The 16,349-nt window shown below is 58.9% G+C and carries 14 protein-coding genes; all 14 read left to right on the top strand.

Features of this window, described 5'->3' with window-relative positions; translation table 11 throughout:
• The first annotated feature begins 3 nt into the window (after positions 1 to 3).
• On the top strand, positions 4 to 435 hold the full coding sequence (locus tag OCA5_RS18065) for a hypothetical protein (protein ID WP_012564856.1): 432 nt from the start codon (positions 4 to 6) through the stop codon (positions 433 to 435).
• 35 nt (positions 436 to 470) lie between these two features.
• The gene (locus tag OCA5_RS18070) at positions 471 to 2,642 is read left to right on the top strand and encodes a heavy metal translocating P-type ATPase (RefSeq protein WP_013913471.1); all 2,172 of its coding nucleotides are present in this window, start codon (positions 471 to 473) and stop codon (positions 2,640 to 2,642) included.
• Positions 2,643 to 2,657: 15 nt separating this feature from the next.
• On the top strand, positions 2,658 to 2,789 hold the full coding sequence (locus tag OCA5_RS19610; RefSeq protein ID WP_012564855.1) for a hypothetical protein: 132 nt from the start codon (positions 2,658 to 2,660) through the stop codon (positions 2,787 to 2,789).
• 12 nt (positions 2,790 to 2,801) lie between these two features.
• The gene (locus OCA5_RS18075) at positions 2,802 to 3,080 is read left to right on the top strand and encodes a PilZ domain-containing protein (protein WP_012564854.1); all 279 of its coding nucleotides are present in this window, start codon (positions 2,802 to 2,804) and stop codon (positions 3,078 to 3,080) included.
• A gap of 20 nt (positions 3,081 to 3,100) precedes the next feature.
• Entirely contained in the window at positions 3,101 to 3,562 is a 462-nt protein-coding gene (locus OCA5_RS18080) for a hypothetical protein (RefSeq protein ID WP_244420554.1), read from the top strand.
• 7 nt (positions 3,563 to 3,569) lie between these two features.
• Complete coding sequence (locus OCA5_RS18085) at positions 3,570 to 4,421, top strand: hypothetical protein (protein ID WP_012564852.1); 852 nt, start codon at positions 3,570 to 3,572, stop codon at positions 4,419 to 4,421.
• Between the two features lie 431 nt (positions 4,422 to 4,852).
• On the top strand, positions 4,853 to 5,404 hold the full coding sequence (locus tag OCA5_RS18090; RefSeq protein ID WP_244396207.1) for a class I SAM-dependent methyltransferase: 552 nt from the start codon (positions 4,853 to 4,855) through the stop codon (positions 5,402 to 5,404).
• Positions 5,405 to 5,924: 520 nt separating this feature from the next.
• Positions 5,925 to 6,251: a hypothetical protein gene (locus OCA5_RS18095; protein WP_244396111.1), complete on the top strand. Its 327-nt coding sequence runs from the start codon at positions 5,925 to 5,927 to the stop codon at positions 6,249 to 6,251.
• 54 nt (positions 6,252 to 6,305) lie between these two features.
• Positions 6,306 to 7,577, top strand: coding sequence for a divalent metal ion exporter subunit IhpA (gene ihpA / locus OCA5_RS18100; protein WP_013913474.1), 1,272 nt, complete (start codon positions 6,306 to 6,308; stop codon positions 7,575 to 7,577).
• The gene (gene ihpB / locus OCA5_RS18105; RefSeq protein WP_012564848.1) at positions 7,574 to 8,551 is read left to right on the top strand and encodes a divalent metal ion exporter adaptor subunit IhpB; all 978 of its coding nucleotides are present in this window, start codon (positions 7,574 to 7,576) and stop codon (positions 8,549 to 8,551) included. The genes ihpA and ihpB overlap by 4 nt, the downstream gene beginning before the upstream one ends.
• Positions 8,552 to 8,643: 92 nt before the next feature.
• Positions 8,644 to 11,859 (top strand): efflux RND transporter permease subunit, encoded by a 3,216-nt coding sequence (locus OCA5_RS18110; protein ID WP_012564847.1) that lies wholly within the window; start codon positions 8,644 to 8,646, stop codon positions 11,857 to 11,859.
• Positions 11,856 to 12,230 carry a hypothetical protein gene (locus tag OCA5_RS18115; protein WP_013913475.1) on the top strand — a complete coding sequence of 125 codons (375 nt, stop codon included), beginning with the start codon at positions 11,856 to 11,858 and terminating at the stop codon, positions 12,228 to 12,230. Before OCA5_RS18110 ends, OCA5_RS18115 begins: the two co-directional genes overlap by 4 nt.
• A gap of 49 nt (positions 12,231 to 12,279) precedes the next feature.
• On the top strand, positions 12,280 to 13,401 hold the full coding sequence (locus tag OCA5_RS18120; protein ID WP_012564845.1) for an OpgC family protein: 1,122 nt from the start codon (positions 12,280 to 12,282) through the stop codon (positions 13,399 to 13,401).
• Positions 13,402 to 13,549: 148 nt separating this feature from the next.
• Complete coding sequence (locus tag OCA5_RS18125) at positions 13,550 to 16,072, top strand: heavy metal translocating P-type ATPase (protein WP_012564844.1); 2,523 nt, start codon at positions 13,550 to 13,552, stop codon at positions 16,070 to 16,072.
• The last annotated feature ends 277 nt before the right edge of the window (positions 16,073 to 16,349 follow it).

The raw sequence follows: 16,349 nt of genomic DNA on the forward strand, positions 1-16,349 counted from the left end.
GCAATGCAAAGCGACCGCGCACCTGCAAGCCAGACCTATGCACGCGTCGTCCCCGGAGCAGGCGTTGGTATCATGCTCTTCGCCATGACGCTGTCCTCGATCGTCCTTCTCGCGATCAAGGCATCGGGTGCGGAAGCCCCGAAGGCGAGAATCGTCGGTCTCGGTGCGACCTCGTGCCAGCAATTCAACGACGACATCAAGTCCAATCCTGCGCTCCGTCGAGACTATCTGGCGTGGGCGCAAGGGTTCATGAGCGGCATCATCCTGAGCAGGCCACCCGGGGTCGATCAAGGCCTGGACCTTGCTCCGAAAACGTTCGACCTCATCAGCCAATTGCATTTTCTGGAAGATCATTGTGCACGCAATACGGCGCCGGATTTCTCCGACGCCGTCGAAGCGCTTTACAAACGGCTTCGGTTGGAGGGCAAGACGTGAATCCGACGTTGGATTCAATCCCGGAGGGATTTGACATGAACGTCACCGCACGGGCTGCGAAAGTCCGCTTCCGCGTGGAGGGAATGGATTGCGCGTCGTGCGCCACCAAGATCGAAACTGCTCTGCGACGGGTACCGGGTGTTACCGAGGTCGCCGTCTCCGTCACCGGAGGCACGGTGACCGTCAGTCGCGACAATGACCGCGTCGATGACGACAAGCTCCGCAATAGCATTTCAGATCTCGGCTATCGCGTGGAGACGGCCCGCAACGGTCTCCATGACGACGATCAGGGTGTCTCGCCGCGGCAAGACGATCCGCACGCTCACAGTCACGCCTCGGTCGACGGATCTTGGTGGCGGACCCAAAAGGGCTTGCTCACCTTGGCGTCCGGCATTGCATTAGTCGTCGCGTTTGCGATCGGCAAAGTTGTCCCCGTCACCGAGCGTTGGGCGTTTCTGCTGGCGATGCTGGTGGGTCTCGTTCCGATTGCGCGACGCGCACTCTCTGCCGCACGCTCCGGAACGCCGTTCTCGATCGAAATGTTGATGTCGATCGCCGCCGTGGGGGCGGTTATCATCGGGGCGACGGAAGAGGCGGCGACCGTCGTATTCCTGTTCCTGATCGGCGAACTCTTGGAAGGCGTCGCAGCCAGCCGCGCCCGCGCCAGCATCCGGGACCTCACCAAGCTCGTTCCGACGACCGCGCGCCTCGAAGACGGCGGGCAGGTCCGGGAGGTGCAGGCTGACAGTCTTGAGGTGGGAACGACGATCCAGGTCAGGCCGGGCGACCGCATTCCGGCGGATGGCGTCATTCTGTCCGGCGAAAGCGCGATCGATGAGGCCCCGGTGACGGGGGAAAGTACGCCGCTCCGAAAAGGGCCGGACGCACTCGTGTTCGCCGGCACCGTAAATGGCGATAGCCTGTTGCGGGTGCGAGTGACCGCCGCCGCGGCTGACAACACCATTGCGCGGGTCATTCGCCTGGTCGAGGAGGCGCAGGAGTCGAAAGCGCCGACGGAACGCTTCATCGACCGCTTCTCACGCTTCTACACGCCGGGCGTGGTGGCGGTTGCCGCCTTGGTTGCCATCGTTCCTCCTCTGTCGTTCGACGGGGATTGGAGCGGTTGGATCTACAAGGGTCTGGCCATCCTGTTGATTGGTTGTCCTTGCGCGCTGGTCATCTCGACGCCCGCTGCGATCGCCGCCAGCCTGGCCGCCGGGGCGCGCCGGGGTCTTCTCATGAAGGGCGGCGCCGTCCTGGAACAGGTCGGCAAGATCACGGTGGCGTGCTTCGACAAGACCGGAACGTTGACGGCGGGGAAACCTCAGGTCACGAACGTTATCGGCTTCGCGCGCAGCGAGGCGGATGTCCTGCGCCTCGCCGCCGCGTTAGAATCCGGCTCAAGCCACCCGCTTGCGACCGCGATTCTGGCCAAAGCTTCCGATCAGGAGATCTCGCTGCCGCCAGTCACAGATTCGAAGGCGATCGGAGGCAAGGGCGTCCAGGCGACGGTCGACGGGCAAAGCGTCTTTCTTGGGTCGCCTGCGGCCGTCGCGGAATTGTCGCCTCCGACCTCCGAGCAGACCGCGCGGATCGCGGCGCTCAATGACGAAGGCAAGACCGTCTCGCTGCTCTCGATCGGAAATGAACTCGCGGGCGCAATCGCGATGCGCGACGAGCCCCGTCCCGACGCAAAGGCAGGGCTTAAGCGTCTGACGGACACGGGAATCCGGACGCTGATGCTGACCGGTGACAACCGCCGCACCGCGCACGCGATCGGTCAAGACTTGGGAATCGAGGTCAGAGCGGAATTGCTGCCGCAGGATAAGCAGCGGATCGTCGGTGAGTTGCGGAAAGGCGGTGGCTCGGTCGCCAAGATCGGCGACGGCATCAACGATGCGCCGGCGTTGGCGGCGGCCGACATCGGCATCGCGATGGGAGGAGGTACCGACGTGGCGCTGGAAACCGCAGACGCCGCTGTGTTGCACGGCCGCGTCGCGGACGTCGCCGCGATGGTCGACCTGTCGAAGCGGACCATGGCCAACATCCGGCAGAATATCGCGATCGCGCTGGGACTCAAGGCCGTCTTTCTGGTCACCACGATCGTCGGGCTGACCGGATTGTGGCCGGCGATTCTCGCCGACACCGGTGCGACCGTCCTCGTCACCATAAACGCGCTTCGCCTGCTCACGCAGGCGAAGGCCTGACGGAAGAACGGGACAATGAAGGAGATCATTATGGGTGTCGATCAGTATCCGCGAAAGACCGACTGGCGGGTTGCCCTTCAAGGCATCCTCTCTAGGGACGGCGACATCGTCGCGCATGGCGAGCAGGTCGAGAAAAAAGCCGACTGACGGAGGCACGCCGTGGAGGAAAAAAGGGAAGCGCGCCGCACGCGGGTTCTGAAGGCGGGCAGCATTTCCTTCGGAGGCGCCGCGATCTCCTGCATGGTCCGCAACATCAGCGCGACCGGGGCCCTTTTGGAAGTTGAAAGTCCGCTCGGCATTCCGGAGCGGTTTCTCCTGGTGGTGCCAACGGACCAATTATCCTGGCCATGCCGCGTTATCTGGAAGTCCGAGCGCCGCCTCGGAGTCCGGTTCGAGCGTCCGCGCGTGAGCGAGGCATTTGGGGGAAAGGCACGGTGATGCCCGGATTGATGCCGACGATGAGCGCGCTGTTGCTGGCTGGGTCGCTGTCCGCGACCTCGGCGGCTTATGCGCGAGGCGGATTTGCTTCGGAGAATCCGCTGGCGGCCGAGCACATCGAAGCGCTTCCGCCGGAGATTCGACGAAAGCTGTCGGTACGCGCCAGGGCCTGCGGGAACAAGGCGGCCGCGGCCCACTACTTCTCGGTCACCATCGGAACGAAAGGCCAGCATTTCATCTCGCTTCATTTCGAGGATTTCGCCTGCCAAAACAGGACCACGATCTGCCAGGGGGATCTGTGTCTGCACGAGGTATACCTTCAATCACGGGCAGGTCATCGGCTCGTCTTCAGTACCCATGCGCGCGATTTGAAAATGGTCGACGATGACGACACCATCGGCTTGGAAGTGACGGGGGGCACCCTTCGGGGCCGATACCGATGGAGCGGCGGGCGTTTCGCTCTGATAACAGGGAAAGAATGACGAACAGATGGCAGTATCGATCATAAATCATCTTCACTTCGACCGGGCGGATATCAGCTTCCGGAAGAAGTTCCGACTGTTCTTTACCGTCGGCGTTGTGGTGCTACTGCTTGGATGCATTAAGACGGCGATCCACTACTACGGTTTTGAAATTCTCGAGCTGAACCGATTGCTGACCAGCGGCATCGGCGGCGCCATCTTCATCATCGGTTTTCTGCTTTCGAGCATCCTCGCCGACTACAAGGAAGCCGAGCGGATTCCGGCCGATATCCGCACCGCAATTGAGGCCATCGATGGCGACCTCGAGTCGTTCGCCGCTCAAAACCCGAATTTCAATCTCATCGAATGCCGCGGAATTCTCATCGGGATCATCGACCGACTGCGTCGCGGTCTGGATCATGCCAAAGATCACAAGGATATCCCGCCGGTGTTGGACGAGATCGCAAAATTGACACCGATCTTCGGTCGCCTCGAAGGAATGGGGATGGCTGCTAATTTCGTGGTACGGCTGCGCACCACGCAGGATGTCGTTCGGCGCGCTATGTTGCGCATCTACCACATTCAGCGCGTCGAATTCGTTCCGTCCGTGCACGTACTCGTCCAGACCCTGGTGCTGTCGATCGTAGCAATGCTGCTGTTCCTCAAAACCGAGGGCGATCCAGCGTCAGCGATCATGTTCGGCTTCATCACCTATATGTTCGTCTATGCGCTGTACCTGGTTCGCTTGCTCGAACAGCCCTTCGCGAAGGGGCACGGCTCCGTCGATGACGTGAGCTTCTTTCTGCTGGATGAACTTGAGGCGAAGCTGCGTGAAGCTATTGGACACAGTGCTCACCCTGATCCAAGCTTGGAGGTTTGAGATGATGCCGACGGACGCTTTGTCTTCCTAGGTTTTCAAAGCAAAGCAGCGAGGCAAGTAGGATTGTCTATGGGACACTTGACGATCTCCGGCTGTGCGTGACAGGACGCCGTCGGTCCACGCAGCTCTGGGTAAAACGGACTATGGACGTTAAACTCGCCTGAGGAAGAAAAAGGCTGGAAGTCGCCGGTGCGTCTCGATGTTCTGTACGCGCGACTGCGACCCAGACCCACTGTATAATGATCGTACGGCTACAGAGATGGAACTACCTTATTCCAAGAAACTCTCCCCAGGGTGCACAATCAGCGGAAACGACCCGCATATGAGAGCGGTTTGACATGCCTACAAATAGCCGCTCATCTTTCGCCCGCTCCATGTTTGGGCATTTGTATAGGCTCGTATTCCAAAGCGCATACCGACTGATGATTCGTATGGGCGATTGGTGGGAGCCGCTCCTTCAAGAGGCCTCGCCAGCCTCGGGTGAACGCATCCTGGAGGTAAGTGTCCAAGGGTGCAGAGCGTATGCAAAACTTGCACGTGCATATCCCACAGTAAGCTTTTTCTCCCTGCTGCGGGTAGGATCAAAGGAGACCAAACTCAAAAGCCCGAGCAATCTAGAATTCTTGCAGGGGGATCAGTACTGTATCGACTGCCGTGCTTCATCGTTCGACAAAGCGATCTGCTCACTCGCGTTGCATCCTTTGTCTCAGAACGAAAAACTAGCTTTCCTCAGAGAGGTGAGGCGAGTATTGCGGCATGGCGGTATGTTGTATCTCGCTGATTTCGATCAACCTTTGCGGCCACAGGAAATGCACGTGCTTCGGGGCACGGCTCACATGTTAGGCCCTGAAACGGCGAGGCGCCACCTCGATGGCACTTGGTTAGAGTTGATCAGACAGGCAGGATTTACCGGTGTACGTCGGATGACCACCGCTTCCGTGATAGGCGGCCGCATTGCCATAGTTCGGGCTCGTCGTCCTTAGTGTTCGTCATAATCCTCGAAATGTTAGCGCAGTCTCTACTTATAAACGAGGGCAAACAGGAGAGGACAGGTCAGTACTGACAATGCCAATGTCTCTGATTTCGTTCAATATGCTGCTTTGACGAGTCTTCATTCGGGAATGCCCTGACCACCGCCCGGCGGTCATGGAAGACGAAAGAAATATCTGGCTTGTCGCCACCTTCCCATGCGGCTTCCGCAACGAAGTGGGGAGGGTGCAATAACGTTGGGCTCTAAGGAGACAGAATGCGTGAAAATTCGCACTGGTCGTGATCACGACCGATCCTCGAGAGCGTTTGCTGGCTCCAAACAACGAAGAGCGGGTAAGCAAATCTGACGCATCACGTCACTACCCCCAATAAAGAGCGTACTACTATGTCGCATCGACATGAGCTATCTACATATGGTTGACTAATCTAATCAATTGATCGAGATGAGAAGTGACATTGGTACACCGCTTATTCCATCGGAGCTTTTTGCGCGTTTCGCGCAGGGCCGTGGCTATGCTGGTGGTAATGACGCATCTTTTCGTTGGCGCGCTGCATGGCCATTTCAACATTGTGCAACCATCGTCAGCGGTAGCGGTGGCGCTGGACGAGAAGGCAGTCAGTAATTCCGATACTGATGCCGGTCGATCCGATGTCAGCCATTCCGATAAGGGCGTTGTGGCTGATCACCCTTGCCATGGTTGTTTCTCGGTTTCAATGCCCGCGCTGGTGACCGCGGCTTCGACCGTCGATACCTCGGTCCAGATCGCGTTCCATCACGACGCGGATCGCCTCGGACAGCTGAGCGTCATCAATCTCCCTCCACCGAAGTTCCAGGCCTGAACGTAGCCACCGGGCGTGCTGCGCCCAGAATCCGTCGTTTGTCAGGTCTTTGTCATGTCATTCAAGTGCGCCACGCGGTTCGCGTGCGCGATTGTGCTGCTCGTGGGTGGTCCGCTGGCAAGCGCAGCTTATTCGCAAACCCTCACAATGGGAGCGGCGTTGCAGCGCGCGCTCGCTGCAAGCCCGCGGTTAACAGCAGCGGAGCGCGACATTGGCATCGCGCGGGGGCAGCGCGTCCAGTCGGGCGCGCTGCTCAACCCTCAGATTTCCTATGAGCAAGACAATTCGTTTGGGTCGGGCGCCTATCGCGGTACGCGGTCTGCCGAATCGACTCTTCAGATCAGCCAGATGTTCGAACTCTGGGGCAAGCGCGATGCGCGCATCGCGGCCGGTCAGGCGGGGCTGGATGCCGCCACAATCGAGCGCCGGTCAGTGCGGCTTGAGGTCTTATCGGAAACCGCTATCGCCTTCGTGAATGTGCTCGGGCTGCAGCGGCGAATCCAAATTCTTGATCAGCAGGTCGACGCGATCAACAAGATTACTCCGTTGCTCCAGCGCCGTGTCGAGGCGGGTGCGTCGTCGGTGGCGGAGACCGGGCGCGCGGAAGCGGCATCGGCTTTGGTCAAGGCGGATCGGGAACGCGTCAAGTCCGCCCTGGCCAGCGCGCGTCGTGAGCTGGCGGTCTTGATAGGGGATCCCTCACCAAAGTTCAGGGCCGTAGCTGGTAGCCTCGAGGCCGTTGGAAAGCCGCCGGGATTTCAGTCCGTAGTTGCCGCCATCGATGCGAACCCGCAGCTGGTTCGTTGGAAGGCGATCTACGCGCAGCGACATGCGGAACTGTTGCTGGCGCGTCTCAAGCCTTACCCCGACGTGACGGCATCGGTGGGCTGGCGTCGCTATAACGAAACTGGCGATAGCGCGGTGCGCTTCTCGCTGTCCGTTCCCATTCCGGTGTTCGATCAGAACCAAGGCAATATCCTGTCGGCGCAGGAGAGTCTCGCCAAAACCCAGGCACAACGGAAAGCCAATCGCAACACGCTGATTGTTGTCGCGGGGCGCGCCTACGACTCTCTGCAAGGCTCGCTACGAGAGCTTTCGATTCTTCGTTCGATCGGCATACCGAAGTCGAGCGCTGCCGCGGCCGCGATTTCCGAAGGCTACGGACAGGGGCGCTATAGCCTTCTTGAAGTGCTGAATGCACAGAACAGTCTCGCCCAGGCGCGATTGCGTGAACAGGAAGCGCAACAGAATTTCCATGTCGCCGTCGCCACCATTGAGGGACTCGTCGGCAATCCATTCGCACTGGCGCGAGGAAGGACACGATGAAAAGCCGCTTGATGTTAATTATCGCCGCAATTGTCGTTGCCATGGGAATTGGTGTGTACGCCAATGTACCAAGCAGAACTGCTACCTCCAGCGACAAGGCTGCGCTGGGAACGTCGCCGAGTGATAAAGGTCATGGCGAAGCCGGACATGAGGACGAAGGCGCCGTTGAGATGAGCGATGCCAAAGTGGCGGCGTCGGGTATCGAAATCCTATCAGCTCAACAAGAAACCTTGCATGATGCGATAACGCTCAATGGCATTTTTCAGCCGAACCAGGAAACACTGGTTCAGGTCACACCGCGGTTTCCCGGAGTGGTGCGCGAAATCAAGAAGCGTATCGGCGATACTGTCGAGAAAGGCGATTTGCTCGCGAAGATCGAAAGCAATCAGAGCCTGACGGTGTACGAACTGCGGGCCCCCATCTCGGGAACCGTGATCAATCGTCAGATTTCACTCGGCGAGTATGCGACGGAGCAGAAGCCGGCTTTCATCGTTGCAGACATATCCACGGTCTGGGTCGATCTATCGGTCTATCGCCGCGACCTGCCGCGTGTTCGGGTCGGCGACCGTCTTCTGATCGATGTCGGCGATGGCGGAAAGCCGATCGAGAGTAGCATCTCCTATATCTCGCCTGTCGGCACCAGCGATACGCAGACCGCACTGGCGCGCGCGGTGGTTCAGAACGAGGGGTTACGTTTGCGCACCGGGCTGTTCGTTTCCGCTCGTCTGATCCTGACGGCAAGGCAGGTTCCGGTCGCCGTCAGGGCCGCGGCAGTCCAGACTATAGAGAATCGGAATGTCGTCTTTGTCCGAACCGGAGACAAGTTTGAAATTCGCGATGTCGAAGTGGGAGGTCGTGACCCGGATAACGTCGAGATCGTCTTCGGTATTCTCGGCGGCGACAAGTATGCAGCACGCAACAGCTTTGTGGTGAAGGCCGAACTTGCGAAGGGCTCGGCAACCCATGAGCACTAAGTCTGGAACTGAATTGTCGAATATGCGCTCCCGCATGATCTCAGGTGCGCCACAGCAATGTTCTCAATCGAGCACAATGTCGGGTTTGAACAATGATTGATGCGATTCTTTCCTTCTCGGTCCGGCAGCGCTGGCTGGTGATGGTCGGCGCGTTGTTGATGGCTGCTCTCGGCGCTTGGAATTTCACGCGTCTTCCGATCGATGCGGTGCCCGATATCACAAATGTTCAGGTGCAGATCAATACCAACGCGCCGGGCTACTCGCCGCTCGAGGTAGAACAGAGGATCACGTTTCCGATCGAGACGGCGATGGGAGGCCTTCCCAATCTTCTGAATACACGCTCGCTCTCCCGCTATGGCCTCAGTCAGGTGACGGTGGTGTTCAAGGATGGCACAGATATCTACTTTGCACGCCAGCTCGTTAACGAACGAGTGCAGCAGGTCAAGGATGCGCTACCCGCCGGAATCGAAACGGTCATGGGGCCGGTTTCGACTGGCCTTGGCGAGATCTACATGTACACCGTTGAAGCGAAGGGCAACGCCGAAGGTGCAAGCGGTAAGCCCTACACCCCGAGCGATCTGCGAACCATTCAGGACTGGATCATCAAGCCTCAACTCCGCAACGTCCCCGGTGTGAATGAAGTCAACACCATCGGCGGATTTGAGAAACAGTTTCATGTCATGCCAGACCCGGGCAAGTTGATGGCATACCGCCTCAGCTTCCGGGACGTAATGACGTCGCTGGCTGCGAACAATGCGAATGTCGGCGCAGGCTATATAGAGAAGAATGGCGAACAATACCTGGTTCGCACGCCAGGTCAGGTCGTGAATCTCGAGGAGATCGGCCAGATCGTCATCGGGTCCCGGAATGGTGTTCCAGTGAGGATAGCGGACGTTGCCGACGTTCGCGAGGGCACGGACTTGCGGACAGGTGCTGCCACTCACGATGGCAGGGAGGTCGTTCTCGGGACGACAATGCTGCTGATTGATGAGAACGGCCGTACCGTCGCGCAACGCGTCGCGGAAAAACTGAAGCAGATCGAGCGTTCGCTGCCGGAGGGGGTGTCGATTCGCGCGATCTACGATCGCACGCATCTGATCGATGCCACTATTGCCACCGTTGAAAAGAATTTGGTGGAAGGCGCTCTGCTGGTGATCGTGGTGCTCTTTCTAATTCTCGGAAATCTGAAAGCGGCATTTGCGACAGCACTGGTCATTCCGCTGTCCATGCTCTTCACCATCACCGGCATGTTCGAGAACAAGGTCAGCGCCAATCTGATGAGCCTTGGGGCCATCGACTTCGGCATCATCATCGATGGCGCTGTCATCATCGTCGAGAACTGTCTGCGTCTGCTGGCGCATGAACAGCAGCGGCGGGGCCGATTGCTGACCCGCGACGAGCGGTTCGACACCATCATCAAGGGTGCGCGCGAAGTCATCAAGCCGAGCCTGTTCGGAACGCTCATCATCGCCGTCGTCTATCTGCCGGTTCTCACACTGACCGGTGTCGAAGGCAAGATGTTCACGCCGATGGCGTTGACGGTATTGTTTGCGCTGCTGGGCGCCAGCCTGTTGTCGGTGACCTTCGTTCCCGCCGCAGTGGCGCTATTGGTCACCGGCAAGGTCTCCGAGAAAGAAAACTGGTTTATGCGCGCGGCGCGCCGCGCCTACGAACCGATGCTAAATCTAGCGATCCGCTTCCGCGCCATCCTGGCGATCGCCGCTGCCGTTCTTGTCATCGGCAGCGGCGTTGTCGGATCGCGGATGGGCGGAGAATTCATTCCGAGCCTGGATGAGGGCGACGTTGCGATCCAGGCCTTGCGAATTCCAGGCACCAGCCTCACTCAGTCGCTGGAAATGCAACAGGCGTTGGAGAGGCGGCTCCTGAAGCTTCCGGAGGTGAAGGAGGTATTCGCACGGACAGGGACCGCCGAAGTCGCGACAGATCCCATGCCGCCATCGATTTCGGATGGCTACGTGATGCTGAAGCCGCGCAGTGAGTGGCCGAATCCGAAGAAGCCGAAGTCAGAGGTCGTCAAGGAGATTGAAGTTGCCGCCGAGGAGATCGCCGGAAGCAGCTACGAAATCTCGCAACCCATTCAGCTTCGCTTCAACGAGTTGATTTCCGGCGTTCGTAGCGATGTCGGCGTCAAGATCTTCGGCGACGATCTGGACATTCTGGCCCAGGTTGCAAGTCAGGTGCAGGCGGTTCTTCAGAATGTGCAAGGCGCGGCTGACGTGAAAACGGAGCAAGTTGCAGGCCTGCCGGTTTTAACCGTCAAGCTAGCTCGTCAGGCATTATCCCGATTTGGCATCAGTGTCGCGGATGTACAGAGCCTGGTCGAAATTGCTGTTGGTGGCAAGAGCGCCGGTCTCGTCTTCGAAGGAGATAGGCGCTTCGACCTGGTCGTAAGGCTTCCTGATAACGTTAGATCCGATATTGACGCCATCCGTGCGCTTCCCATTCCTTTGCCGCCTGTCGAAACTCAAGTGAAGGTCACACCAGCGGTGCTGGGAAATTCTCCGCTGGCCCAGATTCGCTATGCGCCATTGTCGGAGCTCGCGGAGATTTCAGTGGCCCCCGGACCCAACCAGATCAGCCGTGAGGATGGGAAGCGGCGGATTGTCGTGTCCGCCAACGTACGCGGCAGGGATCTCGGCTCCTTCGTCGCGGACGCACAGGAACAGATCGGACAGAAGGTAAAGGTTCCGGCCGGCTATTGGATCGGCTGGGGTGGCCAGTTCGAACAACTGGTGTCGGCGACCCAGCGTCTGATGATAGTCGTTCCAATTGCCCTGCTGTTGATATTCCTGCTACTGTTTATCAGTCTTGGATCGGCAGCGGACGCGATGCTGGTTTTCAGCGGCGTTCCGTTGGCGCTGACGGGAGGCATCTTCGCACTCCTTCTGCGCGGCATTCCATTGTCGATCAGTGCCGGTATCGGCTTCATCGCACTTTCGGGCGTAGCGGTTCTAAACGGTCTGGTAATTATCACCTTCATCGAACGTCTGCGCCAGGAAGGCAAGCCGATCGCTGAAGCCGTCCGGCAGGGAGCGCTGACCCGACTAAGGCCGGTACTGATGACCGCGCTTGTCGCATCGCTCGGCTTCGTTCCCATGGCCCTTGCCACTGGAGCGGGCGCCGAGGTTCAACGACCGCTGGCCACGGTGGTCATTGGAGGCATTGTGTCGTCGACCATTCTGACGCTCCTTGTTTTGCCAGCACTCTACATCCTGTTCCGTCGGGAATCGTCTCCGATTGCCGACGGGGCTATACCTGTTCACAACACCAACGGAGTTCACCGATGAAGACAAGGACGACGCTGCTTATTACTTCGATGCTGCTTCTGGCCAGCCCTGCCATGGGCCAGCACGTGCATCAGAAAGGACCTAACGGCGGGCCGATGGAGGATGTTGCGGGTGTGCATGTCGAGATGGTGACGTCCGGTCGAACCTTGACCTTCAATGTCTTTGACGAAACCAACAAACCGATCCCCACAAAGGGCTTTTCGGGTTCTGTCCTTTTGACGACAGGAGGTGCGCGGGAGGCCGTCTCGCTCGTCGCGACCGATAATGCATTGAAGGCCGAAGCGAAAAACGAGATCGCCAAGGGTGCGACGGTCAGTGTTACGCTAAAGGCGGCCGATGGCAAATCCGGACAGGCCAAGTTCAAGCATTGATTGAATTGGAGGCAGGGGCATCATAACGGTGATGCTCCTGCCAGACATTATGAGCTACGAAACAGATCCCAAAAATCCTCGACGCGATCTCCGGCTTGATTTGTTCCGCGGGCTCGCCAATTGGGCGATCTTTTTGGATCACGTTCCGAACAACGTCGTCGCTTGGATTACCGTTCGTAACTATGGATTCAGCGACGCAGCTGAGCTTTTTGTGTTCGTTTCAGGATTCACCGTTGCGTTTGTCTACACGAAGGTTATGCAAAAGAAGAACTTCCTCGCTGCAACCGTCGGCATCTACGGAAGTGTGTGGAAGATCTATGTCGCATACATTCTTCTATTGGTGTTCTACGTAGTGACGATCGGATATGTGGTTCAGCGCTATGGCCATGCTCATCTTCTCGATGAGTTCAACATCCGGCGACTTATTGCGGATCCCGTCGAATTTCTGAAGCATGGCCTGCTTCTCCAGTACAGCCCCTTAAACCTCGATGTGCTGCCGCTTTATATCGCCTTGATGGCTCCGCTTCCGCCCGTTCTGTGGTTGCTCGTGAAATCACCAAACTGCACCTTAGCGGCTTCTGTGATGTTGTACGTTATTGCAAGGCAGTTGGGCTGGAACCTACCAGCCTATCCATCAGGAGGATGGTATTTCAATCCATTCGCATGGCAGCTTCTCTTCGTGATCGGAGCATGGGCATCCATCACTGATCGGGACGTCCTGGAGCGAAATCTCCGCTCGGGCGTCATTACCTCTCTTGCTGTTGCGTTTCTTGTATTTTCGGCGATTGTGACTGTCATTCTGCAAAAAGGCTATGCTGAGGCGTTGCCGGAAGCGGTGGTGTTGATATTTTCCCCGAATGACAAGACAAATTTGGCTCCTTATCGGATCGCGCATTTCCTTGCGCTGGCGGTCATCGTTGCGCGCCTCATATCGAAGGACGCGAAGGCCTTGAAATGGCCGATCCTGCGACCGGTGATGGTTTGTGGGCAGCAGTCGCTGGAAGTATTTTGCACGGGTGTTTTTCTCGCTTTCGTTGCCTATTTTCTTGTTCATCTGATATCGGATACCTTCGCCTTTCAGTTCCTGATCAGCATCCTTGGAATTGCTCTGATGGTGATGGTGGCCTATTTTCGGCGGTGGTCGAAAGAAGGAGCCGCGAAACCCTCTTAGCATGGACGTTACCACCTTTCCGCCTTTCTCCCCGAAAGCCAGTTCGGCAAGTACTGCGAGTGGAAAGGATGCTTATGACGGATGAAACGAAGTGCGTGCGCACGATGGCCTCTATTGCGGAGCGCTTTAAGATGGAAGGGCCGAACCGATGACCGAAAAGCTTCGCTTGGATATTCCACTCCTGCTGCAGGGCGTTCCTGACGCCGATGATGCTTGCGTGGCGAGATTAATATCAGAGGTTCGCAACCGCGAAGGCATCGAGGACGTCCACGTCGCCGCGGTGTCCGCTGAATCCGCGCAGTTGTGCGTCCATTATGATCCAGACATCATGTCGCTTTCTCGAATCCGCCAGTTCGTAACGAGCGCCGGAGCCAGGATCACGGAACGTTTTGGTCACGTCCTCTGGCAGGTGGAGGGAATCTCTCACCAACGACGGGCGCGCACCGTGGCGGATCGCGTGCGTGCGCTGCCGGGCGTGCGGGAGGCACAAGCCAGCGCAACAGGACTGTTGCGTGTCGAGTTTGATCGGGTCGAGCGCGGCTCGGAAGAGGCTATCCGTGACACGCTCGCCGGGATGGGCCTCACAGTAACGGAGCCTGTCGGCCGGCCAGCTGCCAAGTCCGATCACGTTCACAAACATCAAGTCGCCGATGCTCATGCCGGTCATGACCACGACGAACACGGCCACGCTCACGTGCGGAAGGACGGGGGCCACGCTCACACCCATGGCGGCCTGTTCGGGCCGAACACCGAGTTGATCTTCGCTTTGGCATGTGGCGCCCTCCTTGCGGTCGGGTTCGGAGTCGAAAAGCTCGCGCCGACGGCTCCCGGCTGGTTGCCGCTCTCTTGCTACATCGCCGCCTATTTCTTTGGCGGCTTCTACACGTTGCGCGAGGCGATCGATAATCTGCGCCTTGGGAAATTCGAGATTGATACGCTGATGCTGGTCGCGGCGGCGGGCGCAGCGGCGCTGGGCGCCTTTGCGGAAGGGGCGTTGCTGCTTTTCCTGTTCAGCCTCGGTCATGCGCTGGAGCATTACGCGATGGGACGAGCCAAGCAGGCCATTGAGGCGCTTGCCGAGCTCGCCCCGCGGACGGCCACCGTGCGCCGCAACGAGCAGTCCCGCGAGGTGCCGGTTGAGGAACTTGTGGTGGCCGATGTGGTCATTGTGCGTCCCAACGAGCGGCTTCCGGCGGACGGGTTTCTGATCAAGGGCGAGACGAGCGTCAACCAGGCGCCTGTCACCGGCGAGAGCATCCCGGTCGACAAGCACCCGGTCGAGGACATCGCCATGGCGCGCGCCAAGCCCAATTCTGTGGACGCGTCCTCGCGCGTTTTCGCCGGAACCATCAATGGTGCCGGCGCGATCGAAGTAGAAGTGACGCGTCTTTCCACTGAGACCGCGCTGGCCAAGGTCGTGCAGATGGTCAGCGAGGCCGAGACACAGAAATCGCCGACCCAGCGATTCACGGATAAATTCGAACGCTATTTTGTGCCTGCGGTGCTGACGCTTGCATTCGTCCTGCTGTTCGCTTGGGCGGTGATCGACGAGCCGTTCAGAGCCAGCTTCTATCGCGCCATGGCGGTGCTAGTTGCGGCCAGCCCCTGCGCGCTGGCGATCGCCACGCCGAGCGCGGTGCTCTCGGGCGTGGCGCGCGCGGCGCGCGGCGGGGTCTTGGTAAAGGGTGGGGCACCGCTTGAGAATCTTGGTTCACTGAGCGCCATCGCCTTCGACAAGACAGGCACGCTGACCGAGGGGCGCCCACGCATCACCGATGTCGTTCCGGCCGAGGGCGTTTCGGAGGAGGAGTTACTCAGGGTCGCGGTTGCGGTCGAGCAGCTTAGCGACCATCCGCTCGCAGCGGCGATTGCGCGTGACGGCCGCGAGCGTCTCGGCGGCACGGCGGTCGCAGAGGCACAGAATCTCAAGAATCTTATTGGGCGCGGCGTCACCGCCACGCTTGACGGCAGGCCGGTCTGGATCGGCAAGGCTGAGATGTTCGGTGTCGACGGCATCGCTCCGCTGGGCGAGGAGTCTACTGCAGCAATCGCGAAATTGCGCGACGGCGGCCGGACTACGATGGTCGTTCGACAGGGCGACAAGGAACTCGGCGCGATCGGGCTGATGGATACGCCCCGTGCCGCCGCGCGCGATGCGCTTGCCAAATTGCATGCGCTCGGCATCAAGCGGATGATCATGATCTCGGGGGATCATCAGAAAGTCGCCGAGGCCATCGCCAAGGATGTTGGCCTCGACGAGGCGTGGGGTGACCTGATGCCCGAAGACAAGGTCGAGGCGATCAAGAAGCTGCGCGCAGAACAGAAGGTCGCGATGGTCGGCGATGGCGTCAATGATGCGCCGGCGATGGCGAGTGCGACGGTCGGCATCGCGATGGGCGCTGCCGGCTCCGATGTCGCCCTGGAGACGGCGGACGTTGCGCTGATGGCCGACGATTTGAGCCATCTGCCATTCGCGGTGGGCCTCAGCCGTCACACGCGCGGCGTCATCCTGCAAAATGTGTTCATCAGCCTCGGCGTGGTCGCGCTCCTGGTGCCGGCGACGGTCTTCGGCCTTGGCATCGGCCCGGCGGTCGCGATGCATGAAGGCTCGACGCTCGTGGTCGTTTTCAACGCGCTGCGCCTGCTCGCCTATCGCGACAGCAGAGGATAGAGCACGCCGGCACTGGACGATTATCTCAATGGTTCTTCGTGCATTTATGTTATTGATGTACATCTTAGCCGTGGCGCTGAATGAAATCTTCTGTCTTGGTCGTCTATAGCTCAAACGCTTTGATCCTCACGAGCTGATAGAGAATTCTGCACGTATAAGCGCGCAGATAAACGCTGGTTATATAAGGTGAATGATGAACCTTGACGACTCTTCCGCGAAGGCATGAAGCGGAACCATCAATTGCTAACAAGGGAAGTTCGGAGACGGTAATGAAGCT

This window comes from Afipia carboxidovorans OM5 (assembly GCF_000218565.1).
Classification (GTDB): domain Bacteria; phylum Pseudomonadota; class Alphaproteobacteria; order Rhizobiales; family Xanthobacteraceae; genus Afipia; species Afipia carboxidovorans.

Coding starts and splice junctions, on each gene's coding strand:
- OCA5_RS18065 (WP_012564856.1), top strand. CDS start 4: ATGCAAAGCGACCGCGCACCTGCAAGCCAGACCTATGCACGCGTCGTC.
- OCA5_RS18070 (WP_013913471.1), top strand. CDS start 471: ATGAACGTCACCGCACGGGCTGCGAAAGTCCGCTTCCGCGTGGAGGGA.
- OCA5_RS19610 (WP_012564855.1), top strand. CDS start 2,658: ATGAAGGAGATCATTATGGGTGTCGATCAGTATCCGCGAAAGACCGAC.
- OCA5_RS18080 (WP_244420554.1), top strand. CDS start 3,101: ATGAGCGCGCTGTTGCTGGCTGGGTCGCTGTCCGCGACCTCGGCGGCT.
- OCA5_RS18085 (WP_012564852.1), top strand. CDS start 3,570: ATGGCAGTATCGATCATAAATCATCTTCACTTCGACCGGGCGGATATC.
- OCA5_RS18090 (WP_244396207.1), top strand. CDS start 4,853: ATGGGCGATTGGTGGGAGCCGCTCCTTCAAGAGGCCTCGCCAGCCTCG.
- OCA5_RS18095 (WP_244396111.1), top strand. CDS start 5,925: ATGCTGGTGGTAATGACGCATCTTTTCGTTGGCGCGCTGCATGGCCAT.
- ihpA (WP_013913474.1), top strand. CDS start 6,306: ATGTCATTCAAGTGCGCCACGCGGTTCGCGTGCGCGATTGTGCTGCTC.
- ihpB (WP_012564848.1), top strand. CDS start 7,574: ATGAAAAGCCGCTTGATGTTAATTATCGCCGCAATTGTCGTTGCCATG.
- OCA5_RS18110 (WP_012564847.1), top strand. CDS start 8,644: ATGATTGATGCGATTCTTTCCTTCTCGGTCCGGCAGCGCTGGCTGGTG.
- OCA5_RS18115 (WP_013913475.1), top strand. CDS start 11,856: ATGAAGACAAGGACGACGCTGCTTATTACTTCGATGCTGCTTCTGGCC.
- OCA5_RS18120 (WP_012564845.1), top strand. CDS start 12,280: ATGAGCTACGAAACAGATCCCAAAAATCCTCGACGCGATCTCCGGCTT.
- OCA5_RS18125 (WP_012564844.1), top strand. CDS start 13,550: ATGACCGAAAAGCTTCGCTTGGATATTCCACTCCTGCTGCAGGGCGTT.